The organism is Bacillus cereus group sp. N6 (assembly GCF_016483705.1).
Taxonomy (GTDB): Bacteria; Bacillota; Bacilli; order Bacillales; family Bacillaceae_G; genus Bacillus_A; species Bacillus_A wiedmannii.
Map to the genome: position 1 here is coordinate 1 of NZ_JAEHBI010000018.1, position 25,162 is coordinate 25,162.

A 25,162-nucleotide genomic window follows, 5' to 3' on the forward strand; every position below is an offset into this window, starting at 1 on the left:
CCATTAGCTCAGTTGGTAGAGCATCTGACTTTTAATCAGAGGGTCGAAGGTTCGAATCCTTCATGGCTCACCATTTTCGCGGAAGTAGTTCAGTGGTAGAATACAACCTTGCCAAGGTTGGGGTCGCGGGTTCGAATCCCGTCTTCCGCTTTATTACTAAGGGGCCTTAGCTCAGCTGGGAGAGCGCCTGCCTTGCACGCAGGAGGTCAGCGGTTCGATCCCGCTAGGCTCCATCTAAATAAAAAAGCTTACATCATATGATGTAAGCTTTTTTTGTATTTAAAAAGACAACTTTCATACTTGTCGTTTAAAATGAAGAAAATGTAAAAGTAAAGGATGGGGGATAATTGTGAAAGTTGTTATTGCATCTGATTCATATAAAGAAAGCTTAAAAGCTATAAAAGTATGTGAAGCTATTGAAAGAGGATTTGGAGCAATTTTTCCTAAAGCAGAGTACGTAAAAATACCAATTGGAGATGGAGGTGAAGGAACGGTTGATTCACTTGTGGATGCTACAGATGGAAGAATGATACCTCTTCATGTGACAGGACCGCTTAGAGAACGTGTACAAGCCTTTTACGGTATGTCTAAAGATAAAAAGACAGCGTTTATTGAAATGGCAGCAGCATCAGGATTACAACATGTTCCGGTTAAAAAGCGAAACCCACTTATTACAACGACTAAAGGAACCGGAGAGCTTATACTACATGCGCTAGACGAAGGAGCTGAGCACATTATTTTAGGACTTGGCGGAAGTGCTACAAATGATGGCGGAGCAGGTATGTTGTCAGCTTTAGGGGTCAGGTTTATAAATGGAAAAGGGGAAGTAATAGAGCCATCTGGAGGAACGTTACATTCGATTGTCGCTATTGATTTTTCATGCATGGATTCACGCTTACTGCATATAAAGATAGAAGCAGCATGTGATGTAGATAATCCGTTAGTTGGAATAAGAGGAGCATCTTTCGTATTTGGGAGGCAAAAGGGTGCGAATGCAGAGATGATGAAAGAGCTGGATGAGAATTTAAAGCATTATGCGAATATCCTTAAACAATACTTATCTTGCGACGTATCTAAAATACCTGGCGCAGGAGCCGCAGGAGGAATGGGAGCAGCTGTTATTGCAGTGATAAAGGGAAACTTGCGGAGAGGAATTGAAATTGTATTAGACTATACAAATTTTGATAAGCATATAGAAGGAGCAGATTTAATTATAACTGGCGAAGGGAGAATAGATGAACAAACAGCATATGGAAAGGCACCTGTAGGTGTTGCGGAGCGTGCAAAGCATTTTCGTATTCCTGTCATTGCTATTGGAGGATCTGTATCTCCGAATTATCCAGCTGTTCATGAAAAAGGAATCGATGCAGTATTTAGTATTACAGCGAGTCCTATGACATTAGAAGAGGCATATAAAGTAGCGGAAGAGAATATCGAAATGACAGCAAAGAATATTGCCACAGTATGGAAAATAGCATCAGAAAAACACTTCTAAATGTAGGAGTGTTTTTTATTATTATTTAATAATAATGATGGTAGTTGTTTCATTAAGTTAACTTTATACATAGAATAGTCTTGAAATTGGGTTTTTAAGGCGAATACAAGTGAATAATTTGTATATCCATACAGAAAAATGTCGAGTTGAGTCAGACTATATAAAAGATTTAAAATATTTAGTGAAGGCATAAAAGGGGGATACTATCTATGAAAAAAGAAATCTCAGTTATTGGAGTTCCAATGGATTTAGGACAGATGCGTCGCGGGGTAGATATGGGGCCGAGTGCAATCCGTTATGCAGGCGTAATTGAAAGAATTGAAGAAATCGGATATAACGTTAAAGATATGGGAGATATATGTATAGAGAGAGAAAAAGAAATAGATGTAAATACAAGCTTAAGAAACCTTACACAAGTTGCAACTGTATGTAACGAATTAGCAAGTAAGGTGGATCATATTATAGAAGAGGGACGTTTTCCACTTGTATTAGGTGGTGACCATAGTATCGCAATTGGTACATTAGCTGGTGTTGCGAAACATTATAAAAATTTAGGTGTTATTTGGTACGATGCACATGGTGACTTAAATACAGAAGAAACTTCACCATCTGGAAATATTCATGGCATGTCACTTGCAGCAAGTTTAGGGTATGGACATCAAACGCTTGTAGATTTATACGGGGCATATCCAAAGGTGAAAAAAGAGAATGTTGTCATTATCGGTGCACGTGCATTAGATGAAGGAGAAAAAGACTTTATTCGCAATGAAGGTATTAAAGTATTCTCGATGCACGAGATTGATCGTATGGGTATGACGGCCGTTATGGAAGAAACAATCGCTTATTTATCTCATACTGATGGTGTACATTTATCATTAGATTTAGATGGTCTTGATCCTCATGATGCACCAGGAGTTGGCACGCCTGTAATTGGTGGCCTATCTTATCGTGAAAGCCATTTAGCAATGGAAATGTTAGCGGAAGCTGATATTGTTACATCTGCTGAGTTTGTTGAAGTAAATACAATTTTAGATGAGCGAAACAGAACGGCAACAACAGCAGTTGCTTTAATGGGTTCTTTATTCGGTGAAAAACTAAAATAAATGTAAGAAAAGCAACTGAGAAGTTGCTTTTTTTATTTGAAAATAAGCGTATAATAATGATTTATATTATACTGTACGATAATAATGTTTGACATCTTACCAATTTAGACTAAAGGAGGGTTGTTTGTAATTGTCGTTTGTTTCATGTATGGTATAATTAACTAGTTGTTGGAAATACATACAGATAGAGCATAAAACAATATTTCAATATATGGATAGAATTGCTCGTAAGTAGGAGGAAGGGTTAGCATGCCTTTTGAAGATACGACCATTTTGAAATATCTTAGTACGGTATTAGATATTGCCGTTGTATGGTTTATTATATATAAGCTAATTCTCATAATCCGAGGGACGAAAGCTGTTCAACTTTTAAAAGGGATTACAGTTATTATTGTCGTTCGGATGATCAGTATTTTCCTTGAATTACATACGCTTTATTGGCTAACTGAGCAAGTATTAACGTGGGGATTTTTAGCCGTTATTATTATTTTCCAGCCAGAATTGCGAAGAGCACTTGAGCAGCTAGGACGCGGGAGTTTATTTTCGCGTACTGGAACTCAGGAGGACGATGAGCCTGAAATCGTTGCAACAGCGATAGCGAAAGCGACGGAATATATGGGAAAACGTAGAATTGGTGCATTAATTACTTTGTCAAAAGAGACTGGTATGGGTGATTATGTGGAAACGGGTATTCCGCTAAATGCAAACGTATCATCGGAATTACTCATTAATATTTTCATTCCTAATACACCTCTTCACGATGGAGCAGTAATTATGCAAGGAAGTACCATTAAAGCAGCAGCGTGTTATCTTCCGTTATCGGAAAGTCCTTTTATCTCTAAGGAACTAGGAACTAGGCATCGCGCTGCAATGGGAGTTAGTGAAGTTACTGATAGTATTACAGTAGTTGTGTCGGAAGAAACTGGCCAAATTTCTTTAACGAAAAATGGTAAGTTGCATCGTGATTTGAAGACAGAACAACTGAAAGATATGTTGTTAGCTGAATTTAGTGTGAACGAAAAAACGACTTCTTCGTCTTTATGGAATTGGAGGAGAAAGCGTCATGGATAAGTTAATGGAGAATCATTGGTTTCTAAAAGGGATCTCATTACTATTGGCGTGTATGCTTTTTATGTCAGCGACTTTAACTGAAAAAAATACGACATCGGGGATAATGCCTTTCGCAAATGATGCGAAAGAAACCTTAACTAATTATGCCATTAACCTTAAGTATGATGAAGAGAAATATATTGTAAGTGGTATTCCGTCAGAGGGCGTTAAGGTGAAGTTAGAGGGCCCAAAAGCAGCAGTTGCTACAGCAAAAGCAAAAAAACAATTTGATATACCAGTTGATTTGAGAGATAGCGAAAAAGGAACTTATGAAGTTTCTTTGAAAACGAACGGGCTTCCAGATGATGTGAAAGGAACAGTTCAGCCATCAACAATTAAAATTACTCTACATGAAAAAGCGAGAAAATACGTCCATGTAGACTTAAAATTATCAAATGAGGATCAAATGCCAGCGGGTTCTACTCTCGAAAAATCAAACATTAAACCTGATACTGTTGAGGTAGTTGGGACGAAAGAAGAAATTGAAAGTATTTCATCTGCTAAGGCGTATATTGATTTAAAAGGTGTTAATAAAACTGTTACAAAAACAGCTGAAGTTACATTATACAATAGAGAAGGAAAACGTTTAAATGTAAGAACGAGTCCATCTAAAATTAGTGTAACATTGAATGTGGCGACGCAAGCTACGGCCAATAATACTGAAAAAACTGTTCCTGTAACGTATACGAAAAAGGGGAGTTTACCAGAAGGATTGGCCGTTACAAATATTAGCATTGAGCCGAGAGAAGTAACGATAGCAGGTCCAAAAGATATCTTGGATAATATACAATCGATAGAGGGGGTCGAAGTAGATCTTAGTCAATTGACAGAGTCTACAACATTCGATACCTCTGTTTTATTGCCAAAGGGTGTAACAAGTGCAAAACCGAATCAAGTGAAGGTTTCGGTAGGAGTGCAAAAAACAAAACAAACGAAAACAAGAACGATTGATGGTATATCAATTCAAAAAAATGGACTTTCTAAAGATGTTACGGCCCAGCTACTTTCGCCGCAAGATGGGAAGATAAGCGTTGATATTTCAGGAGAAACAAGTATAGTAGATAAAATAACAGCTGCTCAAATAACAGCAGCCATTAATCTGCAAAATGTATCTCCGGGGACGAAGGATGTTTCTATTCAAGTGAGCGGTCCTGGTAATATTTCAATAGAGCCAAAGCAAAAAAGTGCTAAAGTCACAATTGTGAAGAAAGAAAATCCAGACAAAGAAGTACAGGGTAACGGTGAAAAACCAGATTCAAATAATAACCAAGATAATCAAACTGAAAAACCAAAAAATCCTGAACCTGAACCTAAGCCTGACACGGAACAGGAACAAAATAAAGATAAAGAAAAAGAAACTAGTCAAGAGCCAACAAAAGAAACTAGTCAAGAGCCAACAGTAGATAATCAAAAAGAGCCAGAAAAAGGAGCGAATCATAATGGGTAAATATTTTGGTACAGATGGAGTACGCGGGGTTGCGAACCAGGAGTTAACACCTGAATTAGCGTTCAAAATTGGACGTTTTGGTGGTTATGTATTAACAAAAGATACAGATCGTCCAAAAGTAATTATCGGCCGTGATACACGTATATCAGGACATATGTTAGAAGGAGCTTTAGTAGCAGGTCTATTATCAACTGGAGCAGAAGTAATGCGCCTTGGCGTTATTTCTACACCAGGTGTTGCTTATTTAACAAAAGCGTTAGATGCACAAGCAGGTGTTATGATTTCTGCATCTCATAATCCAGTACAGGATAACGGAATCAAATTCTTCGGTTCAGACGGTTTTAAATTAACAGATGAGCAAGAAGCAGAAATCGAAGCTTTATTAGACAAAGAAGTTGATGAACTACCACGTCCAACAGGTACGAACCTTGGACAAGTGAGTGATTATTTTGAAGGCGGACAAAAATATTTACAATATATTAAACAAACTGTAGAGGAAGATTTCTCTGGTTTACATATCGCTTTAGATTGTGCGCATGGTGCTACGTCTTCTTTAGCTCCATACTTATTCGCGGATTTAGAGGCTGATATTTCAACAATGGGAACTTCACCAAACGGCATGAACATTAACGATGGAGTAGGTTCTACGCATCCAGAAGTATTAGCTAAATTAGTAAAAGATAAAGGCGCTGATATCGGTCTTGCCTTTGATGGTGATGGTGACCGTTTAATCGCTGTAGATGAAAAAGGAAACATCGTTGATGGCGATCAAATTATGTTTATTTGTGCGAAGTACATGAAAGAAACTGGTCAACTAAAGCATAATACAGTCGTTTCAACTGTTATGAGTAACTTAGGTTTCTACAAAGCACTTGAAGCTAACAATATCACAAGTGATAAAACAGCAGTTGGTGACCGTTACGTAATGGAAGAGATGAAGCGTGGTGGTTACAACTTAGGTGGAGAACAATCGGGTCATATTATCTTACTTGATTACATTACAACTGGTGATGGAATGTTAAGTGCACTTCAACTGGTAAACATCATGAAAATGACGAAAAAACCATTATCTGAGCTTGCAGGTGAGATGACAAAATTCCCACAATTACTAGTAAACGTTCGTGTAACAGATAAAAAACTAGCATTAGAAAATGAAAAAATTAAAGAAATTATTCGTGTTGTAGAGGAAGAAATGAACGGTGATGGCCGCATTCTTGTTCGTCCATCTGGAACAGAGCCACTTATTCGTGTAATGGCAGAAGCAACAACACAAGAAGTGTGTAACGCATATGTACATCGCATTGTAGAAGTTGTGAAAGCTGAAGTTGGCGCTGAATAATTCGATAAATTTATTGAAAAGGAGCACAAAAAGTGCTCCTTTTTCATATGTTTTATAGACGATGAAAAAAATTTCATTGACGGTTTATCCATGTTTGTTATAAGATGGTCTTGTTCTTTTTCTCAAAGGAAATATTGTAAATTATAGAAGCGCCAGAACTACAAGTAGTGTAGTTGACGAGGTGGAGTTTATCGAGATTTCGGCGGATGACTCCCGGTTGTTCATCACAACCGCAAGCTTTTACTTAAATCATTAAGGTGACTTAGTGGACAAAGGTGAAAGTGTGATGAGAGAAAAGGAACGGATGAAAACTAGCTGTATAAGTATATACGGACTTAAACCCAATCGAGAGGAAGGTGAAAGCCGTTACAAGCTTACAGGGCTAGCAATATGTAATCCGTTTTTTAGTATAAATAAAAATGGTATCGGACTATGTCGTTACATGTTCGCAGAGCAATGTAAGCATTTGTAACGGCGACTAAACATGTGTGGAATCGTAGGATTTATTGGAGAGCAAGATGCAAAGGAAATTTTATTAAAAGGTTTAGAAAAGCTAGAATATCGTGGATATGATTCAGCAGGTATTGCAGTACAAACAGGTAACGGTGTTGTTGTATACAAAGAAAAAGGTCGTATTGCAAAACTTCGCGAAATCGTAGATGAGAACGTAGCAGCAAGCGTGGGGATCGGTCACACACGCTGGGCTACACATGGTGTTCCAAGCAAAGTAAACGCGCATCCGCATCAAAGTACATCAAAACGCTTTACACTAGTTCATAACGGTGTAATTGAAAACTATGAATTAGTGAAAAAAGAATATTTACAAGATGTAACGTTCTTAAGTGAAACTGATACAGAGATTATCGTACAGCTTATGGAACAACAAGTGAGCACAGGACTAAGTGTAGAAGAAGCGTTCCGTAATACGCTATCTCTTTTACATGGCTCTTATGCAATCGGATTACTTGATGCTGAAAATCCAAACATGATTTATGTTGCTAAAAACAAAAGCCCGCTATTAGTAGGTGTTGGTGACAACTTTAATGTTGTGGCGAGCGACGCTATGGCGATGTTACAAGTTACAGATCAATTTATTGAGTTAATGGATAAAGAAATCGTAATCGTAACGAAAGAAAGTATTACAATTAAAAACTTACAAGGTGAAACGATTGAACGTGCACCGTTTACAGCGGAATTAGACGCAAGTGATATTGAAAAAGGAACATACCCTCATTTCATGCTTAAAGAAATCGATGAGCAACCACTTGTAATCCGTAATATAATTCAAAAGTATCAAGATGAAAATGGCGAGATTGAACTGAATGCAGACATCCGCAATGCGATTTTAGATAGCGATCGTATTTACATCATTGCATGTGGAACAAGTTATCATGCAGGTCTTGTTGGAAAACAATTTATCGAGAAGTTTGCAAAAATGCCAGTTGAAGTGCATGTAGCAAGTGAATTCTCTTATAATATGCCATTATTAACAGAGAGACCATTCTTCATTTACATTTCACAAAGTGGTGAAACAGCTGATAGCCGTGCAGTACTTGTACAAACGAATGAAATGGGTCATAAAGCATTAACGATTACAAACGTACCTGGTTCTACACTTTCTCGTGAAGCTGATTATACACTTCCGTTATACGCGGGACCAGAAATCGCAGTTGCATCAACGAAAGCTTACACAGCACAGCTTGCGGTACTTTCAATTTTAGCTGCGGACATTGCTAAAGCGAAAGGCGAAGTTCTTGATTTTGATTTAACACACGAATTAGGACTTGTAGCAAATGCGATGATAGAACTTTGTGATCAAAAAGAAGAAATGGACGCATTAGCAAAACAATTTTTAGCAACAACTCGTAACTGTTTCTTCATCGGACGTAGCGTAGATTTCTACGTAGGATTAGAAGGTGCGTTAAAGCTAAAAGAAATCTCTTACATCCAAGCAGAAGGATTTGCTGGAGGAGAATTAAAACACGGTACAATCGCCTTAATTGAAAATGGTACACCAGTTATCGCACTTGCTACACAAGAGCACGTAAACCTTGGAATTCGTGGTAACGTGAAAGAAGTAGTAGCACGCGGAGCAAACCCATGTATCATCTCAATGAAAGGCTTAGAAATGGAAGGTGACAGCTTCGTATTACCAGCTGTACACGAAGCATTAGCACCGCTAGTAGCAGTTATTCCATTCCAACTTATTTCATACTATGCAGCACTTCACCGCGAGTGTGACGTTGATAAGCCACGTAACTTAGCTAAGTCTGTTACTGTTGAGTAGGAGATTGGTAGGTTAATAAATATAGCTTTAAAATAAATTTACGAATTTGTACCCCTTTAGATATTTTATCTAAAGGGGTATTTTTGTGCTGAAAAAGAACATCTAAAATTGGTAAGTGGATAGAACCCTATAGATTAAATTTTAACTTTATCAGATTCACTTTTGTTTATCTGAATTTTCCGTTATCATTTTAAGTATTCGTGAACAATTTCCTTTATTACGACAAGAAGAGACAATAGATTCATGGACATTACAAGGGGGCTTATTATATGAAAGTGAAAGCAAAAACATATTTAAGTATAGAAGAGATTATTTCATTACCGGTCTTATCAAGTGCAAACATAAGTGATGATGGCGAAAACGTAGCATTTGTTAAGAAGAGCGCTAACTGGGAAGACAATACGTATAGAAATCATGTATGGATATATGAAGCAGATAAAGGGCAGAGTTACCCACTAACAAATGGGGATATAGATAGTATACATCCATTATGGTCTCCAGATTCCAAGAGCATTGCATACCTTAGCCCAAGCGGTGAGGGGGCTAATACAAATCAGATCTTTATTAAATCAATAGAAGGTGGTAGTGAGATTCAAATTACGGATGAGAAGGAAGGAGTTAATACATTCAAATGGGAGCCTACTGGTAAAGGTTTTTATTATATTGCACAGTCAAAAGAATGTGAGGAAATAAAGAAACGTAAGGGACTATATGGAGATTTTCACCATGTAGGTAAGGAACATCGGAATAATTGTTTATACTACGTTGAAATAGAAAAAGTGATACAAAATGATAAACAGGAACGGAAAGTTAGCGGTATTTATCAACTAACGAATGGTAAGGATTTTTATATACATAACTTTGATATTTCAAATGATGGGAAAAAGGTTGTATGTATGGCTACACCAAGCTTAAACGATTATATGAATGGTGATATATATATATTAGATGTTAGAGCTGGGGAACTACAAAAGATGAATATAGATAAGTTGTTAGGAGCGAGCGTCTGCTTTTCTCCTGAGGAAGATAAAATATGTTACGCAGCAAGCATAAGAGAGAAGGATTACTATAGAAATCATATACAAGATAATACATTAGAGATATATGATATGAATACTGGAGAGGTAATTCAATCTTTTACAAATTTTGATAGTACGGTTATGCCATTACAGTGGACAGCTAAAGGGATTTTAATTAGATGGCAGGATAAAACGAATTATCGTATTGGATTGCTATGTGAGGATGGCACTGTGGAAATGTTAAGCGAAAAAGTAGATGGCTTTATAATGGATGCCTCTATAACAAGGGATGGCAATCATATAACCTATAATAAGGCTATAACAAATGAAACCTTTGAAATCTATTTGGATGATAAAAAAGTAACAAATGAAAATAGCTTTTTCGAAGGAAGGCTTAAAAGTAACAGAGAAATCATCTCATGGAAAAGTAGTGATGGACTGGAAATAGAAGGAGTTTTATCAACCCCAGTAGAGTTTGACGCAAATAAAAAATATCCCTTATTAGTAGTAATCCATGGTGGTCCGAATTGGGCGTCCTTTCCGATATTTTCAGACTGTTTTAATGAGAAATATCCGATTGAACAGTTTATCGAAAAAGGCTTTATCGTTTTAGAGCCAAACTATAGAGGAAGTTCTGGTTATGGTAATGAATTTTTAAAAGCAAACTATAGAAAACAAGGACTTGCTGATTATGATGATGTTATATCTGGAGTGGATGCACTAGTTGAAAAAGGGATTGTAGATAAAGAGAGAGTAGGGGTTATGGGATGGAGTAACGGAGGATATATATCAGCTTTCTGTTCTACATGTAGCAGTAGATTTAAAGCTATTTCAGTTGGGGGCGGCATTACGAACTGGAGTACCCATTATGTAAATACAGATATCCCTTACTTTATTAGCATGTATTTAGGAAATACTCCATGGAATGATCCAGAGGTATATAAGAAAACATCACCAATGACATATATTAAATCAGCCTGTACGCCTACCTTAATTCAACATGGGGAAAAGGATGTAAGAATTCCAATTACAAATGCATATGAGCTATATGAAGGGTTAAGAGATATGGAAGTTGATACGGAGTTAATTATATTTAAAGGAATGGCATATAGTTCGAATCAGCCAGGAATGAATGTGGCTATTATGAAGCAGAACTTGATGTGGTTTTCACACTATATTCTTGGAGAAAGCATGAAAGATTTTCGTACTATATAATGGATATCCGCACAGGGATTTTTCGTTGTGCAATTGTATCAGATTGTTGTAAACTGTATGCAAACCATTATTGAGAAGATTTAAATGATTATAGGGAACGGAATTCGGAGGACTAATATGACAGAGAATAAAAATGAGTTATCTGTAGAACAACGTGAAGAACTATTAAAAGTATTACAAGCTCGTTTTGAGAAAAACATGAACCGCCATGAAGGTCTTGAATGGGATAAAGTTGAAGTGAAGCTGGCTACTAATACTGAAAAATTATGGTCAATTTATGAAATGGAAGTAACTGGCGGTGAGCCGGATATTGTTGCTTATGATGAAGAGAAGGACGAGTATACTTTCTGTGATTGTTCAAAGGAGAGTCCTAAAGGGCGCAGAAGCCTTTGCTATGATCTTGAAGCGTTAGAGTCAAGAAAAAAACATAAACCAGAAAATAACGTTATTGATGTGGCAACTGCTATGGGCATTGAATTATTAACGGAAGAACAATATCGAGAGTTGCAACAGCTTGGGGATTTCGATATGAAATCATCAAGCTGGGTACAAACGCCTTCAGATATTCGAGAACTCGGTGGTGCTCTATTTTGCGATTATCGATTTGGACACGTTTTTGTGTACCACAATGGAGCAGATTCCTACTATGCTGCTAGAGGATTTCGTGGTTCGTTAAGAGTTTAAATTTGGAGTAAGTAGAAAAGAGCCTATACTTAGGCTCTTTTTTTTATTTATATTTTAAAAGTAAACGGTTACTACGCAGTTTTACTTAACTTATATGTTTCATGGTTGTTTTTACGGAAAAGTTTAGGAAAAACATAGCCATCTAATCCAATACGTCCAGCGTTATGACCTGCAACTAAAATGAACATAGTTAAAATAAGCAGATTTGGGTTTACACTAACAGTTCCACTTAGTAAAAATGAAAGATTCATTATAATTCCAAAGAATGCAGCAGTTTTTGTTAATCCACCTAAAATTAAACCTAGACCTACTAAAATTTCTCCCCATTGAACTAAAAAGCTAAATAGGTCTGCGTTTGGAAGAACAAAGTGTTGAAGGAAATCTGCCCACCAACTTTGTACGGCAGGGTGATCACCTGATGCCTGAGCAATAGCGCCCTTTAGAAAACCACTTGCATCAAAAGATTGTCCGAAAACTTTACCTATCCCAGCAGTGAGCCATGCATATCCTATGTAAAATCTTAAAAATAATAATATGAAAGCAGCACGTTTATCAGTTCTTAAAAAATTGATAACCATTGAAATCCCTCCAATATTTTATTTACATGTTTATTATATATCCATTGTGAAAAGATTCACAATGGATAAAGTGTGAACAAAAATTATGATTTTTCATTTGTACATAAAGTATTTGTAAATGAATTGTTTGGAGGGTGAACAATTCATGAAGGGAGCTCTTCACTAAAATATGTAGCTCCCATAGTAAACAGATTCATGTATGTTCTTTTAACTAGCTATTATTAGTTTATCTTGTCTTTTCCTTATTATTTCTCCGGTTTTATATAAGGAACAACTTGTGCAGTAACCCCTACAGAAGCACCGCGAATAAAGTCTTGGTTTTCTAATGCCTTAAAGTTTTCTGTTTTTCCTGTTAGCATAACCCCTAAGATTTTCACTTGATCGAATGGTTTGTCCTTGTTTGATTTTAAAAACTTCTGGATATCTTCGTCATGTCCATCGTCATCGTATTGGTTAAGTGAATCAACGAACTCTTTGTACGCTTCTTCAGGGGACTTGTCTGGATTAAATCCGTAAATTGGCATACCAGCGGGTCCTTTACTTTCATCTCCAATTGGTGAGGTCATGTATAACCATACAATGTTTAAGTTGTCTGGAATCTTCTCTTTAATTTCTTGTAGTGTGTAGGGCTGGTTGAAAGAGATAGCAACTTCGGCAACATAGTTGTTCATTTGTGAAACTTCCCCTAATTCATTTTGGACACCATCAAAATATTCCTTAATAGCGGGATTATAAAATGTTGCAAATTTTTTCTTTGTTTGTTTATCGTACTCATAGAACTCTTTATTGGACCAATAAAAACCAGGCGTTAATTCATTGGAATCGATATTGATACGGATCCAACCATAGGAGCTTGTTAATGTATTCCACGGGACTACGTAACCATTAATATTTTTAGAACGATTTGATATAATATTGCCGCCAAACATGGATGAATTACTCGTTACTTGAGAGTTAATTTGTACATTCGGTTCTGCAATTGCGTTATGTAAAAAGAGTCGTTCGTGAAGCTTCGTAGAGCTTTTTGCTGCGAAGTAATTGCCAACTTTATAAAGTATAGGGATAAGTATGATTACAACGATCATAGAGGTAATGATACTTTTAAATAAATGTTTCCTTTTAGCTTTTTTTAATGCATCTTTTAAAGAAGTATCCATTAAGATTTTCCTCCTATTTTTGAGTGAACTGCTTTACGTGCACGATGTAACTTTTGTTTGACGCTGTTTACTTGAATATCTAGTATTAGGGCGATTTCCTCATATGAAAAGTTGTAGTAGTACTTTAAAAAGAAAGCTTCTTTATATTCTAGTTTTATATCTTTTAATAGATAGAAAATCTCATCTTTATTTAAAACAGCGTCTAATTCTCGGTCTGTATATTGTAATTTTGAATAAATCTCTTCAGTTAAATAAATGTTTTGTTGCTCTTTTTTCCTTTTCAAGTCAATGTATTCGTTTAATGCGACTCTGAAAAACCATGGACGTATGTTACTCTCGGTTAGATTATCTAGCAATGTGTATACTTTATAGAAGGTATTTTGGATGATGTCTTCTGCATCTTCTTTTATAGCCCCTTTCGCTAATAGTAGTTTGAACACTTCCTCCCCTAAATTGATAAGATAGGAGGTCAATATATTTTCTTTTCCCATCACTTTTCCTCCCTACACTTATACAACGGATAGGTAATGATAAATGTATACACTTAAATTAAAATTTTGTTCTTTATACAAATAGAAAAGGCATATAACAATCATATGTTATATGCCTTTTCTAATATATACTTAGTAATTTATTTAGGTAATGTAAATTTAACTTTTTTACCTTGTGAAATATCTTTAGCTTCTTTATTTCTCATAGGTCCTAACTCAATCTCAAAGCTTTTGTCTTTCCAAATCTTTTCATACTGCTCTTGATCTAAAATATATACTTGTAGTAACTCTCCAGATGTTCCTGTTTTGACTGAAGCATTATAGTCATAATTTAATAGCATACCTTCATTAATCGTATATTGTGTACCATCATTCACTCTTAATGTAGAGCTTATAGGAGATAGTGAAACGTCTTGAGCATCTTTGTTATCAAGCTTGAATTTTACTGTTAACAGAACAAGACCGTTTTTAAAATTTGCAAAGCGTGGAGCTTCGACGGAATTTGGTGTGAATTGAGTGAATTGGTATCCGTCTAATGTAACATTAACAGCGCCTAATTCTTGGCTGTTATTAATACTTGATTTCTCTTTTAACATTTTTTTATCGCCCATGTTATTAGCTGTAGCTTTATCTTGGTAGAAAGTGTTATCTGTTGCAACCTTTTCAGCACCTTGTTTGTTTAAACTTAATGAAAAGCTTCCAGGACTTCCGATTGGAGCATCAAATTTTCCTTTATTAGCTTGTGCAGTTGGGACTGTGACTGAGACTGTTGAGAGACTTGAGATTTTCGCTAGATCATCTTTTCCGAATGGATACGCGATATAACCAGAAATAGTTTCCCCTGCTTTTACTAAGTAATCATTCGTTGGAGCAAGCTTAGTTGGTAGCTGATCTTCTTTTGGAATTAAATCTTTATAGTTACTATACGTTTTCTGCGCACCAGTAAATGACATGTCCAATGCTGGCATATAATAAATATCTTTAGCTGAACTATTTTTTACGCTGTAGTTCACAAGAATAACTCCGCCCTCTGTTTGACGATTAAACGGAATGTCGAAGTTTGTATGGAATCCATTTAATTCAACTAATGTGTAACCGTTCATTGATACTGAAACATCTTCAGCTTTATACACTTGTGGTTCCTTATTTTCAAAAAGAACTTTTGTTTTACCACCTGTTTCTTTTTCCATATAGGAAATCAGCTTAGAGTAATCGCTTGAGCTAGTAGCTGTATTTTCAGGCTTTTTATCTTCGGATTTTTTTTCTTCAGGTTTATTTTCTTTCGTTGTATCCGTTTTTTCTGTTTTGCTTTCTTTTGTTGTATTTTCTTTTTGTTCTTTATTTGTCGTATCGCTTTGACCACAGCCAGTTATTACAAACGCTGCTACGATTACTGTAGAAAATAAAGAAAGTAATTTTTTTGACATGTTTCTTCCCCCTATTTGTTTAAAACTAGTTGAGTCTGTATAATCAGACCGTTTACAACTCTCACATTAGCCCCACATTTTATTATAAAAAATGTAGCCAGTATTTACCAGTGTTTTTCTAATTATTTTAATTATTTAGTTATTGTAATATATTAAAATTAGTGGAAGATCGCCATGGAATATCGATTTTTATTTTTTTATCATTTGAAATATTACATCATATTGGTATGATAGAAATAGAGATATATGGAAAGGGGACAAGGACTTAATATGTGGATGAGCTTGTAATGATTAGAAACTAGATAGATAAATTTTTCTCTCATAAGTGAGGGTTTATTTAGTTATCTGTAAATCATTCAAGGACTGCATATTCGGTTTGTACATCCCTTTTGTAAGGATAATGTGTAGGGAAATTCATATCTCTTATATAAAGTATGCGTCCTTTAAATTGGAGGAGTATATGATGAATCAATTAAAAAATAAAATAGCAGTTGTTACAGGTGTAAGTCGTCTAGATGGTATAGGCGCAGCAATTTGTAAAGAGTTAGCTGAAGCAGGATACGATATATTTTTTACGTATTGGACAGCGTACGATAAAGAAATGCCTTGGGGCGTTGATCAAAGTGAACAAACACAATTAAAAGAAGAGTTACTAAAAAACGGTGTGAAAGTATCGAGTATGGAGTTAGATTTAACTCAGAATGATGCACCGAAAGAGCTTATAAATAAAGTTACTGAACAACTAGGCTACCCTCATATATTAATTAATAATGCAGCGTATTCTACAAATAATGATTTCTCTAATTTGACTGCTGAAGAATTAGATAAGCACTACATAGTAAATGTTCGTGCAACTACATTGTTAAGTAGTCAATTTGCCCGAGGATTTGATAAGAAATCTGGTGGTAGAATTGTGAATATGACGTCGGGACAATTTCAAGGGCCTATGGTTGGAGAGCTAGCGTATGCAACAACGAAGGGAGCTATTGATGCCCTTACGAGTTCGTTGTCAGCTGAAGTCGCCCACCTAGGTATAACAGTGAATGCAATTAATCCAGGTCCAACTAGTACAGGCTGGATGACTGAAGAGATAAAGCAAGGATTAAAGCCGATGTTTCCTTTTGGTAGAATTGGTGAGCCGAGGGACGCGGCAAGACTCATTAAGTTTTTAGTAAGTGAAGAAGCAGAATGGATTACTGGACAAGTTATTCATTCTGAAGGTGGATTTAAAAGGTAAAAAGAAGGTATCTCACCCTAGTGAGATACCTTCTTTTTTAATCTTTCTTCAATCTTCGTGCAACACCATTTCCTAAAGACTGCAACCCTTGAACGAGGATAATTAAAATAAAGACTGTTGCATACATTACTTCCGGTTCGTAGCGTAAATGGCCAAATCGATATGCTAAATCACCAAGACCGCCAGCACCTACAAGTCCAGCCATTGCTGTTGCGCCAATTAAGCCGATTGTTGCGATTGTTAACCCAAGTACAAGGGAGGGACGAGCTTCTTTCACCATAACGTGCCAAATGATTTTTATAGTAGAAACGCCCATTGCTTGGTAAGCTTCAATAACGCCACGATCGACTTCTAATAATGCTGTCTCCATCAATCTTGCGATATAGGGAGCAGTGAAGACGACAAGCGGTACGATGACACCTTGCACACCAATGGATGTTCCCATTAGAAACTTTGTAAAAGGTAAAATAAAGAATAGTAGAATGATAAATGGAAGAGAGCGAATAACGTTAATAATTGTATTAAGAATTGGATAAATGATTTTATTTTCGTGTTGTCCACCAGGTCTCGTTAAAACAAGCGTGACGCCAAGTGGTAGTGCAATAAGGATAGAGATGAATAGTGAAATAGATGTCATTTGAAATGTTTGAATGGTTGCTTCCCATATGACTTTACCCCATTCATCCAAAAAGGACTTGTTTCCCATAATCTGTTCTACCTCCTTCTACGATGATCCCTTGCTCTTGTAAAAATGATAAAGCACGGTCTATTTCAGTTTTTTCACCTTGCATATGAATAATCAGTTTCCCATATGCTTCATGTTTTAGCTGTGTAATATTACCGGATAAAATATTCGGATACACTTGGAAACGTTTTGTAGCAACAGCTAATGCTGGCTCTCCTGAAGCATTCCCTATAAAGGAGAGAGTTACAATTTCACCGGTAGTTTGTAGTTCTTTTTGTACCTCTCCTGGAATTTTAGCTGCAAAGGCGCTGTTTACAAATTTTTTCGTTGTTGTATGCTGTGGGTTTGTGAAGATATCCTTCACAGTCCCGCTTTCAACTACTGCTCCATGTTCCATAACAGCAACTCGGTCACATATACGCTGGATAACATTCATTTCATGTGTAATTAATAAAATTGTGATCCCGATTTCTTCATTAATCTTTAATAATAGGTCGAGAATAGATTCAGTTGTTTCTGGATCCAAAGCACTCGTTGCTTCGTCGCTTAATAACACTTCCGGTTCATGTGATAGTGCACGTGCAATGGCAACACGTTGCTTCTGGCCGCCAGAAAGTTCGCTCGGATATGCATCTTTTCGGTTAAAAAGATCGACAATACGTAAATACTTTTCTACCCTTTTTTCAATTTCATTTTTGGGAAGACCAGATAGACGTAACGGTAATGCGATATTTTCATAAACTGTCACAGTTTTAAGTAAGTTGAATCCTTGAAAAATCATTCCGATTTTTTGTCTCGATTTTGCTAGTTCTTTTGCTGATAAAGTTGTTAAGTCTTGGCCGTTTAGAATGATATTTCCTGTCGTTGGTTTTTCTAATAAATTTACACATCGAATTAATGTACTTTTACCAGCGCCACTATATCCAATGATTCCAAATACTTCGCCCTTTTTTACTTGAAGGGAAGTAGGTTTAAGAGCTTCTACATTCCCTTTTTTTGTTGTAAATACTTTGGATACATTTTTTAATTCAATCATTATCGTCAGCTCCTACCAAGATGGTAAAACTGAACCATCAAATTTTTTCTCGATAAATTCTTTTACTTCTTTAGATTGATAAGCTTTCTTTAATTTATTTACAACAGCATCATCTTTATTTTCAGTACGAACAACGACCCAGTTTACATATGGTGAATCTTTTCCTTCACGGAAAATAGAATCTTTCGCAGGGCTTAATTTTGCACCTAATGCAAAGTTTGTATTAATTGCAGCTGCTTTCACTTCACTTAGTTGTGTCGGTAATTGAGATGCCTCTAATTCAACAATTTTTAATTTCTTTGGGTTTTCAATTACATCTTTCGCAGTCGCTTTTTCTGTAGCCTTTGGATCCACTTTTAAAACGCCTGCTTTTTCAAATAGTTTTAAAGCTCGAAGTTCATTCGTTGGATCATTTGGTACAGCGATTGCGTCGCCCTCTTTTAAGTCTTTTACATCTTTTATGTCTTTAGAATATACGCCCATAGGGAATGTTACTGTTGAAAATACTTCAGTTAATTTCATATTGCGTTCAGCTTTAAATACGTCTAAATAAGATTTCGTTTGATAGCTATTTACATCGAGGCTTTTTTCATCTAAAGATACGTTCGGTGCTACATAATCATTAAATACTTTTACATCAATTTCGAGACCGTCTTTCGCTGCCACTTCTTTTACCTTTTCAAAAATTTGTTCATGCGGTCCACCCGTTACACCGACAGTAATCTTTTTCTCATCTAATGCTTTTACCTCTTTATCAGAATTAGCACCACATGCACCTAACAATAATACCGCTCCACTTACAATGCTCAATAATACTTTTTTCATCTATAGTTCCCCCTTCATATACGTTCCAAAATAAAAAGCACCTCTCAAAAATAAGAGAGGTGCCGAATAGACAAAATAGGTTCCTCTCTTATCTTCCAAAACGAAAACTCGTTTTGCAGGAATTAGCACCTTAGCTTATACGTCATAAGCTCGGTTGCCGGGCATCATCGGGCCAGTCCCTCCGCCACTCTTGATAAGAGTATGTGTATGTAGGTTTTTAATATGGTACTAATAGTAAATCTTACAAATAGAATTGTCAATATTATTTTCTGAATATATTTTATTTTAAGGTAATGGAAACATTCCCTTTTTTATGTCCCTTTTCCACATGCATATGAGCTTCAGCAATTTCTTCTAATCGGTAAGTTCTATCAATAACGGGCTTTAGTTTTTCCGTTTCGACTAGTTTTTTTAATAGAATCATATCCTCTTTACTTACCTTGGCCATCATTCCATTAACAGATACATATTTTCCATTGGATGTTAATGTATTTGTACAAAGGGATTTTTTATACTTCCCAACTGCATCAAATATAATATCGTAGCGCTCGCCCGGCTTAGTAAAATCTTCTTTCGTATAATCAATTACTTTATCGGCTCCTAAAGATTGAACGAGTTCAAAATTTGAATTACTACAAACAGCCGTAACGGTCGTACCGAAATATTTAGCAAGTTGTACAGCAGCTGTTCCTACTGATCCGGAGGCACCATATATGAGCACTTGTTGCCCTTTTTTTATACGGCCCTTTCTCAGGAAATGCAATGCTGAAGTTCCACCAAAAGGAATAACTGCCGCTTCTTCATACGTCACATTGGTAGGTTTTAATGTTATTAATCCACTTTCATGTACACATGTATATTCAGCATAAGCACCAGCATGAAGGCCAGTTAATGCAAAGATAGGATCTCCCTCTTTAAATTGAGTTACATCTGTTCCTATTTCTTCGATTTCACCGGATAACTCTACGCCGAGTATAGGGTTTCTCGGTTTTCTGAAACCTAATATGATCCGCATAGGAATCCAAAATAAGAGGGGACTATTAAAACCGCGTATTCTGCAATCTCCAGTCGATACACTTGTTGCGTGAATTTTAATTAATACTTCGTTCTTTTTAGGTGTAGGTTTCTCTATATTTTGAAGCTGAAGAACGTTAGGTGGTCCATACTGTGTGCAAATGATCGCCTTCATAATGACCTCCTGAAATGAGTTGTTGTTATTTACATCATATTTAAAACCTTCATTAAACATGCCGCTATATAGCGAATATAGATTAAAAATTATATAGATTTCATAGGAAAAGAGGTGATATTATTTTGGGAAAGGGGGCGACATTATGAAAAAAATTATTTTTGTTTCAAGTTTAGTACTTGCAATCAGTCTAGGGGTAGGGTGTAGTAATGAGAAAACAGCAAAGATGGATGAACCGAAAAAAGAATCAGTTCAAAAAGAAAAAGAATTAGCAGCGAAGGATGTTTTCAAGAAAACGAACGAAGCTTTTAAAAATGAAGAGCATGTAACGATGACATATGGTGTAGGGGTAAAAGCTGAGGGGACAGAGATGGATATATTAAAGGCTAAGATGCAATTAGAGCCAAAGACAAAGAATTCTCGTTCTGAAATGAATATTTCCGGTACAGATGTTGTAGTGTATACTGTGGATGGTAAAGTTGCTGGTGAGGTAAAAAACCCTAATACAGGAGAAGTTATAACCGTACCAGAGGAGCAATTAAACGCTGGTGGAATGAAAGCGACTCAAGATATTATAGATAAGTTAGAAGTACCAGCAGTAGTTTTAGATAAAATGAAGATGGAGAAAAGCGGAGATAAATATAAACTGAAATTTACATTAAAAGGGCAAGAAACAGAAAGTATGTTAACTAGCATGGATGAAACACAGAAGAAAATGTTACAAGCACAAAATGCGAAGATAGAAGAAGTGGATGCAGAATATATCATTACAAAAGATTTTAAATATGAATCAGCAAAGATAGACATGATTATGAGTAGTAACGGCAAGGATAAAGCACACATTATTACGAACGCAAAATATACGTCGTACGAAAAGTTTGACCCAATACAATTGCCGGCAGCAAAGTAATAGTTTTGATGAGGGGGGACCTAAAATAAGGTGCCCTCTTTTTTGTATACTTTCTTCATAGGAAAATAGGTACAATATGAAGAGGGAAAACTGTAGAAGAGGAGAGTGTCATTTGAAAAAAAGAAAGATAGCGGTGGTCATTGTGGCTTATACAGTGTTGCTTGCAACATCTGTAAATACATATAAAGAGCAACTAAAGCACCCTATTATGAGCGATGTAGGAAAGTTGCTTCCGACGAAAATTAAACGTGTTGAAAATGCTGAGGATGAACGTTCATTAAAACAGGTAGTGAAAGATGCAAATACTTCCGGAGAGAAAATTTCCATTGCAGGTATGCAACATAGCCAAGGAGGACAGACGCATTATCCGAACGGCACGATGCTTGATATGAAGGGGTATAATAAAATATTAGAATTTGATCCGGAGGAGAAGAGGATTAGGGTGCAAAGCGGTGTCACATGGAATGACATTCAAAAGAAAATCAATCCATATGGTCTTGCGGTTCAAGTAATGCAATCTCAAAATATTTTTACTGTTGGTGGTTCATTAAGTGTGAATGTACATGGGCGTGATATTCGTCATGAAGCATTGATTGATACAGTAGAGTCATTCAGATTGTTAATGGCAGATGGTACGGTACGTAATGTAAGTAGAGAAGAAAATGCAGAGCTATTTCCATATGTCATAGGTGGTTACGGGCTATTTGGTGTCATTTTAGATGTGACATTAAAGTTAACTGATGATGAATTATATGAAATGCATACGAGAATGATAGATTATAAAGAATACACATCTTATTTCAAAGATAAAGTGAAAAGAGATGAAAATGTTCGTATGCACTTAGCCCGTATTTCTGTTGCCCCCAATTCATTTTTAAAAGAGATGTATGTGACAGATTATACATTGGCGAAAAATCAAAATATGAGGGAAGAGTACAGTGAATTAAAAGAGGAAACTATTATAGCTGCACCGAAATTTTTACTCGGATTATCCCGTTATAGCGATTGGGGAAAGAATACATTTTGGGATATACAAAGAAGTTATTTTGAGCGTACAGATGGAGCGTATGAGACGCGAAATAATGTTATGAGGTCAGATAGTGCCTTTATGGAATATGAAAATCCGAATAGAACAGAAGTGTTACAAGAATACTTTGTGCCTATAGATTTCTTCACGGAATACATAGATGATTTACGTAACGTGTTAAATGAAGAAGAGTTTAATTTGCTCAATATTACGATTCGTTATGTGGAAAAGAATGAAAATGCAGTTTTATCCTATGCGAAAGATGATATGTTTGCGCTAGTTCTTTTAATTAACCAAGGACGCTCAGAGGGTGAAATAAAGAAAACAGAAGATGTCATTCAGAAAATGATTGATGTTACTTTAAAACATAATGGTAGTTATTATTTACCGTACTATTCGTATCCAACGAAGGAGCAGTTAAAGAGGGCATATCCTCGTATAGAAGAATTTCTTCAGAAGAAAAAAGAAGCGGATCCAAAAGAGAGATTTGTGAATTTATTTTATAGGGAGTATACGAAATGACATATAGAAGATTTGTAGCGTCACAAAGCATAATTATGATGGCGGGAAGTATGGTATTTCCTTTTTACATTCTATTGCTTCGGAATGTTGGGAATAGCTTCTCGCAGTTTGGCTGGGCGTATGGCTTATTTGCTTTAACTTCAGCACTTGTATATCCATTAGTAGGAAAGATGTCTGATCGAGTAGGCGATCAAAAATTATTAATTATATATGCTTGGTCCATGGCAATATTAATGCTTTGTTTCCCGATTGCCACGGAAGTCTGGCATGTGTATATTCTTCAAATTGTAATGGGAGTTTTAGGTGCTGTGCAGCGTAATACCGAGAAGACGTCGTTAGCACGAAAGGTTGTGCAAGAAAATGCTGGTTATGAGATTGGAAAATATCATGTGTGGACATCGATTGGAGGAGCAATAGCAATTATTGCAACGGGATATTTAGTAGATTTCTTTACGATTGGCACCATTTTTTATATTGCATCTATCTTATATGTAGTGAGTGGGATTGTATTAAGTAGTAAAAAAATATAATCATCCCCATTTTTACCTGAATACCCTTTATTTGTTATACTAAAAGGGAAAATAAAAGAAAAGGGGACATTGCCTTTGATGAAATTTTTAATTTTAGCTATTCTCACTTTGTTTTTGATTCCATGGACAAGAAGCGGTAGTAAACTTCGAGCAGTGGATAAGAAAGGGGATGAGAAGGTTGTAAAGGGTAAGAAATCATCCATTTTAGTTATTCCTGTATTATTTTGGATAGGTATTGCAATCTATGAATATCTTTGGCTAATCGATGATCGAGCAGATTCGATTCTTACTCATTATGCCGTTGCAGTAGCAGTTTTAATTGGGCTTGTTTTATTTTCACAAAATCAAATAGGGAAATTAGAAGGTACGTTAAAGGGACTTCTAATGTTTGTTTTACTCGCAAGTTACGGCTATTTTGGTTATTTACACGATATAGTAATCACGCAAAAAAAATATGATTCTGTTGTGAAGATCGAGAAAGATATTTCAGAGCCGTTTACTGAAAATGATCAACCGTTTACAGTGCCGCCAAAGACAGCGGAGAATAAAATGAAAAAAGTATTTGGGGATATTCCGAAAGTAGCTTATTTTGAGCTAGGGGAATTAACGCCACAAATGGTAAATGGTGAGGCTTTATATGTAGCACCGATTGAAGTTTCAGGCTTTTTTAAAGCACGTAAAGCTGAGACAATTCCAGGGTACGTAACGATGTCAGGTACGAATCCTGATGCGGAAGCGAAACTGCATCTTGGTTATAAAATGAAATATGTGCCGAGCATGTTCTTCGGGAATAATTTAGGGCGTGTTGTAAGGCAAGCAGAACCAAATCTAATCTTTAAAGGGAAACCTAAATTTGAAGTGGATGATAAAGGGAAACCGTATTATACAATGACGTATGGTGAATTTATTTCAGGAAGATCTGGATTTGAGGTAGAGGGCGTTGTAGTAGTAGATGCACAAACAGGTGAAGTGAAAAGATATGATGAAGGAAAAGCGCCTAAATTTGTTGATGGTGTATTAAATCACGAGACCGCATCTACATTAAATACATACTTCGGTAAATATATTCACGGATTTTGGAATACGAAATTCTCGCAAACGGATATGAAGATTCCGACTGAGTGGGGAACGAAAGAAGGAGTTACACCAATTTTCGGTAAGGATGGAACGTTATATTACTTTACTGATTTCACCTCTCCAAAAGAGGGAGTAGATTCTGCGTTAGGTTACTCGCTTATCGATGCGCGTACAGGTAAGTTGTATTACTATAACGGAAAAGAAGTGAAGGGGATTATGGATGGTTCAGCTGCTTCGGAAGTAGTGGATAATTCCTTTAAGAGAGAGAAATGGCATGGAACGATGCCGGTTATTTATAACGTGTATGGTAAACCTTCTTGGATTGTACCTGTTATTGATGACGGGGGATTAGTACGTGCTCATACAGTTATCTATGCTTCTAATGCGAAAATATTTGCAACAGGTTCGACGCAAAAAGAAGCGCTTGAGAATTATAAAAATGCGCTGAGTGGAAGTGGAGATTCATTTAGACCGACTTCAAATGGTAAAGAAGCACAAAAAGAAGGCGTTGTACAACGTGTATATAAAGAAAAATCAGGTGAAAATACAATTGTGTATGTACTGTTAGAGAATGAACAAAAAGTATTTATGATACCGGTGAAGAAATTCCCATATGCTATGTTTACAGAAGTGGGAGATCCAATTCAAATCACATATTTAGATACAGGAGAGGCGATGTCTTCCGTATCTAAATTTACAAATAGCAATTTGAAAAAGTAAAGCGATAGAAATTCTATCGCTTTTTTTTACGGTATGAAACAGGAAAATGAAC

At 36.1% G+C, this 25,162-nt stretch carries 22 protein-coding genes, 2 tRNA genes and 1 riboswitch; of the genes, 16 read left to right on the top strand and 8 right to left on the bottom strand.

Features of this window, described 5'->3' with window-relative positions; genetic code table 11:
• Positions 1-78 precede the first annotated feature (78 nt).
• The 11 genes from JDS99_RS14470 (at position 79) to JDS99_RS14520 (ending at position 11,699) form a co-directional block, all read left to right on the top strand.
• Positions 79-150, top strand: a tRNA-Gly gene (locus JDS99_RS14470).
• A gap of 10 nt (positions 151-160) precedes the next feature.
• Positions 161-233: transfer RNA gene (locus JDS99_RS14475), tRNA-Ala, on the top strand.
• Between the two features lie 116 nt (positions 234-349).
• Positions 350-1,495 carry a glycerate kinase gene (locus tag JDS99_RS14480; RefSeq protein ID WP_199695268.1) on the top strand — a complete coding sequence of 382 codons (1,146 nt, stop codon included), beginning with the start codon at positions 350-352 and terminating at the stop codon, positions 1,493-1,495.
• Positions 1,496-1,704: 209 nt separating this feature from the next.
• Positions 1,705-2,598: an arginase gene (gene rocF / locus JDS99_RS14485; RefSeq protein WP_088061671.1), complete on the top strand. Its 894-nt coding sequence runs from the start codon at positions 1,705-1,707 to the stop codon at positions 2,596-2,598.
• Between the two features lie 249 nt (positions 2,599-2,847).
• Entirely contained in the window at positions 2,848-3,669 is an 822-nt protein-coding gene (gene cdaA, locus JDS99_RS14490) for a diadenylate cyclase CdaA (RefSeq protein ID WP_097907823.1), read from the top strand.
• Positions 3,662-5,155 carry a CdaR family protein gene (locus tag JDS99_RS14495; RefSeq protein WP_199695269.1) on the top strand — a complete coding sequence of 498 codons (1,494 nt, stop codon included), beginning with the start codon at positions 3,662-3,664 and terminating at the stop codon, positions 5,153-5,155. The genes cdaA and JDS99_RS14495 overlap by 8 nt, the downstream gene beginning before the upstream one ends.
• The gene (gene glmM, locus JDS99_RS14500; protein WP_199695270.1) at positions 5,148-6,494 is read left to right on the top strand and encodes a phosphoglucosamine mutase; all 1,347 of its coding nucleotides are present in this window, start codon (positions 5,148-5,150) and stop codon (positions 6,492-6,494) included. The genes JDS99_RS14495 and glmM overlap by 8 nt, the downstream gene beginning before the upstream one ends.
• A gap of 286 nt (positions 6,495-6,780) precedes the next feature.
• Complete coding sequence (locus tag JDS99_RS14505; RefSeq protein WP_033659100.1) at positions 6,781-6,966, top strand: hypothetical protein; 186 nt, start codon at positions 6,781-6,783, stop codon at positions 6,964-6,966.
• A 12-nt stretch (positions 6,967-6,978) separates the two neighbouring features.
• Positions 6,979-8,781: a glutamine--fructose-6-phosphate transaminase (isomerizing) gene (glmS, locus tag JDS99_RS14510; protein WP_199695271.1), complete on the top strand. Its 1,803-nt coding sequence runs from the start codon at positions 6,979-6,981 to the stop codon at positions 8,779-8,781.
• 269 nt (positions 8,782-9,050) lie between these two features.
• Positions 9,051-11,015 (top strand): S9 family peptidase, encoded by a 1,965-nt coding sequence (locus tag JDS99_RS14515; RefSeq protein WP_199695272.1) that lies wholly within the window; start codon positions 9,051-9,053, stop codon positions 11,013-11,015.
• 117 nt (positions 11,016-11,132) lie between these two features.
• The gene (locus JDS99_RS14520) at positions 11,133-11,699 is read left to right on the top strand and encodes a DUF4256 domain-containing protein (protein ID WP_088061681.1); all 567 of its coding nucleotides are present in this window, start codon (positions 11,133-11,135) and stop codon (positions 11,697-11,699) included.
• Positions 11,700-11,770: 71 nt separating this feature from the next.
• On the opposite strand, the gene JDS99_RS14525 is transcribed toward JDS99_RS14520, so the two are convergent.
• From JDS99_RS14525 to JDS99_RS14540, 4 genes are all read right to left on the bottom strand, one after another.
• Positions 11,771-12,277, bottom strand: coding sequence for a DoxX family membrane protein (locus JDS99_RS14525; RefSeq protein WP_087984974.1), 507 nt, complete (start codon positions 12,275-12,277; stop codon positions 11,771-11,773).
• Positions 12,278-12,522: 245 nt separating this feature from the next.
• Complete coding sequence (locus tag JDS99_RS14530; RefSeq protein ID WP_088061683.1) at positions 12,523-13,434, bottom strand: sigma factor regulator N-terminal domain-containing protein; 912 nt, start codon at positions 13,432-13,434, stop codon at positions 12,523-12,525.
• Positions 13,434-13,925: an RNA polymerase sigma factor gene (locus JDS99_RS14535; RefSeq protein WP_088061685.1), complete on the bottom strand. Its 492-nt coding sequence runs from the start codon at positions 13,923-13,925 to the stop codon at positions 13,434-13,436. The genes JDS99_RS14530 and JDS99_RS14535 overlap by 1 nt, the downstream gene beginning before the upstream one ends.
• Positions 13,926-14,065: 140 nt before the next feature.
• A complete protein-coding gene (locus tag JDS99_RS14540; protein WP_199695273.1) occupies positions 14,066-15,352 on the bottom strand; it encodes a DUF5068 domain-containing protein in 1,287 nt (428 codons plus the stop codon).
• 460 nt (positions 15,353-15,812) lie between these two features.
• Between JDS99_RS14540 and JDS99_RS14545 the strand changes: the two genes are divergently transcribed.
• A complete protein-coding gene (locus tag JDS99_RS14545; protein ID WP_088061689.1) occupies positions 15,813-16,589 on the top strand; it encodes an SDR family oxidoreductase in 777 nt (258 codons plus the stop codon).
• Between the two features lie 37 nt (positions 16,590-16,626).
• On the opposite strand, the gene JDS99_RS14550 is transcribed toward JDS99_RS14545, so the two are convergent.
• The 4 genes from JDS99_RS14550 to JDS99_RS14565 all read right to left on the bottom strand — a co-directional run bounded on the left by JDS99_RS14550 (position 16,627) and on the right by JDS99_RS14565 (position 20,324).
• On the bottom strand, positions 16,627-17,295 hold the full coding sequence (locus JDS99_RS14550) for a methionine ABC transporter permease (RefSeq protein WP_088061690.1): 669 nt from the start codon (positions 17,293-17,295) through the stop codon (positions 16,627-16,629).
• A complete protein-coding gene (locus JDS99_RS14555) occupies positions 17,270-18,310 on the bottom strand; it encodes a methionine ABC transporter ATP-binding protein (RefSeq protein WP_199695274.1) in 1,041 nt (346 codons plus the stop codon). Before JDS99_RS14555 ends, JDS99_RS14550 begins: the two co-directional genes overlap by 26 nt.
• 12 nt (positions 18,311-18,322) lie before the next feature.
• On the bottom strand, positions 18,323-19,135 hold the full coding sequence (locus JDS99_RS14560; RefSeq protein WP_087984969.1) for a MetQ/NlpA family ABC transporter substrate-binding protein: 813 nt from the start codon (positions 19,133-19,135) through the stop codon (positions 18,323-18,325).
• An 85-nt stretch (positions 19,136-19,220) separates the two neighbouring features.
• Positions 19,221-19,335, bottom strand: a riboswitch (SAM riboswitch).
• Positions 19,336-19,415: 80 nt separating this feature from the next.
• The gene (locus JDS99_RS14565) at positions 19,416-20,324 is read right to left on the bottom strand and encodes an NAD(P)-dependent alcohol dehydrogenase (protein WP_087984968.1); all 909 of its coding nucleotides are present in this window, start codon (positions 20,322-20,324) and stop codon (positions 19,416-19,418) included.
• A gap of 145 nt (positions 20,325-20,469) precedes the next feature.
• Here JDS99_RS14565 and JDS99_RS14570 point away from each other — a divergent pair, with 145 nt between their 5' ends.
• From JDS99_RS14570 to JDS99_RS14585, 4 genes are all read left to right on the top strand, one after another.
• Entirely contained in the window at positions 20,470-21,234 is a 765-nt protein-coding gene (locus tag JDS99_RS14570) for a hypothetical protein (RefSeq protein WP_199695275.1), read from the top strand.
• Positions 21,235-21,346: 112 nt separating this feature from the next.
• Positions 21,347-22,783, top strand: coding sequence for an FAD-binding oxidoreductase (locus JDS99_RS14575; protein ID WP_199695276.1), 1,437 nt, complete (start codon positions 21,347-21,349; stop codon positions 22,781-22,783).
• Complete coding sequence (locus JDS99_RS14580) at positions 22,780-23,313, top strand: MFS transporter (RefSeq protein WP_048567287.1); 534 nt, start codon at positions 22,780-22,782, stop codon at positions 23,311-23,313. The genes JDS99_RS14575 and JDS99_RS14580 overlap by 4 nt, the downstream gene beginning before the upstream one ends.
• Before the next feature lie 78 nt (positions 23,314-23,391).
• The gene (locus tag JDS99_RS14585) at positions 23,392-25,110 is read left to right on the top strand and encodes a DUF3981 domain-containing protein (RefSeq protein ID WP_199695297.1); all 1,719 of its coding nucleotides are present in this window, start codon (positions 23,392-23,394) and stop codon (positions 25,108-25,110) included.
• Positions 25,111-25,162: the final 52 nt, after the last annotated feature.

Coding starts and splice junctions, on each gene's coding strand:
- rocF (WP_088061671.1), top strand. CDS start 1,705: ATGAAAAAAGAAATCTCAGTTATTGGAGTTCCAATGGATTTAGGACAG.
- cdaA (WP_097907823.1), top strand. CDS start 2,848: ATGCCTTTTGAAGATACGACCATTTTGAAATATCTTAGTACGGTATTA.
- JDS99_RS14495 (WP_199695269.1), top strand. CDS start 3,662: ATGGATAAGTTAATGGAGAATCATTGGTTTCTAAAAGGGATCTCATTA.
- glmM (WP_199695270.1), top strand. CDS start 5,148: ATGGGTAAATATTTTGGTACAGATGGAGTACGCGGGGTTGCGAACCAG.
- JDS99_RS14505 (WP_033659100.1), top strand. CDS start 6,781: ATGAGAGAAAAGGAACGGATGAAAACTAGCTGTATAAGTATATACGGA.
- glmS (WP_199695271.1), top strand. CDS start 6,979: ATGTGTGGAATCGTAGGATTTATTGGAGAGCAAGATGCAAAGGAAATT.
- JDS99_RS14515 (WP_199695272.1), top strand. CDS start 9,051: ATGAAAGTGAAAGCAAAAACATATTTAAGTATAGAAGAGATTATTTCA.
- JDS99_RS14520 (WP_088061681.1), top strand. CDS start 11,133: ATGACAGAGAATAAAAATGAGTTATCTGTAGAACAACGTGAAGAACTA.
- JDS99_RS14525 (WP_087984974.1), bottom strand. CDS start 12,277: ATGGTTATCAATTTTTTAAGAACTGATAAACGTGCTGCTTTCATATTA.
- JDS99_RS14530 (WP_088061683.1), bottom strand. CDS start 13,434: ATGGATACTTCTTTAAAAGATGCATTAAAAAAAGCTAAAAGGAAACAT.
- JDS99_RS14535 (WP_088061685.1), bottom strand. CDS start 13,925: ATGGGAAAAGAAAATATATTGACCTCCTATCTTATCAATTTAGGGGAG.
- JDS99_RS14540 (WP_199695273.1), bottom strand. CDS start 15,352: ATGTCAAAAAAATTACTTTCTTTATTTTCTACAGTAATCGTAGCAGCG.
- JDS99_RS14545 (WP_088061689.1), top strand. CDS start 15,813: ATGATGAATCAATTAAAAAATAAAATAGCAGTTGTTACAGGTGTAAGT.
- JDS99_RS14550 (WP_088061690.1), bottom strand. CDS start 17,295: ATGGGAAACAAGTCCTTTTTGGATGAATGGGGTAAAGTCATATGGGAA.
- JDS99_RS14555 (WP_199695274.1), bottom strand. CDS start 18,310: ATGATTGAATTAAAAAATGTATCCAAAGTATTTACAACAAAAAAAGGG.
- JDS99_RS14560 (WP_087984969.1), bottom strand. CDS start 19,135: ATGAAAAAAGTATTATTGAGCATTGTAAGTGGAGCGGTATTATTGTTA.
- JDS99_RS14565 (WP_087984968.1), bottom strand. CDS start 20,324: ATGAAGGCGATCATTTGCACACAGTATGGACCACCTAACGTTCTTCAG.
- JDS99_RS14570 (WP_199695275.1), top strand. CDS start 20,470: ATGAAAAAAATTATTTTTGTTTCAAGTTTAGTACTTGCAATCAGTCTA.
- JDS99_RS14580 (WP_048567287.1), top strand. CDS start 22,780: ATGACATATAGAAGATTTGTAGCGTCACAAAGCATAATTATGATGGCG.
- JDS99_RS14585 (WP_199695297.1), top strand. CDS start 23,392: ATGAAATTTTTAATTTTAGCTATTCTCACTTTGTTTTTGATTCCATGG.